The organism is Clostridium polyendosporum (assembly GCF_018332455.1).
Taxonomy (GTDB): Bacteria; Bacillota; Clostridia; order Clostridiales; family Clostridiaceae; genus Clostridium_AY; species Clostridium_AY polyendosporum.
Map to the genome: position 1 here is coordinate 1 of NZ_BOPZ01000074.1, position 521 is coordinate 521.

The window sequence follows — 521 nt, forward strand, 5'->3', positions numbered from 1 at the left end:
GTGAGCTAACCCGTAAGGGGGGCAGCGGCCGAAGGTAGGGTCAGCGATTGGGGTGAAGTCGTAACAAGGTAGCCGTAGGAGAACCTGCGGCTGGATCACCTCCTTTCAAGGAAGATTTAGTTGATACTTAACGCATGTTAAGATTAACTACAAACTTAAAATCGGTAGAAACGAGCAGTACGCGAAAGTAACGAGCGAAGCGCGGAACTTACTTCGGTAAGTGAGCACTGCAGCGAGGAAGCTGACAAAGTAATGCGAAGTTTATCACGATTTTATATAATGAGTTGTCAAACGGATTGCGTTAATTCCTCTGTTTAATTTTGAGAGACCAAAAGTCTTTCAAAATTTTGTTCTTTGAAAATTGCACATAAAGTAAATGTAAAGCCAAATTGGTAAAACCAAAGAATCTATTCTTTGTAAGAGAACCAAAAGATTGCATGACTAATTTTATTAGTTTAAATAATCTTAGTGGAATCGATAGAAACGAGCAGTACGCGAAGGCAACGAGCGAGGAGCGGAGT

The 521-nt window shown here is 41.1% G+C and carries 1 rRNA gene; it reads left to right on the plus strand.

The window, feature by feature from the left end:
* Positions 1–106: ribosomal RNA gene (locus tag CPJCM30710_RS17425) — 16S ribosomal RNA — on the plus strand; the annotation flags it as partial.
* Positions 107–521 lie beyond the last annotated feature (415 nt).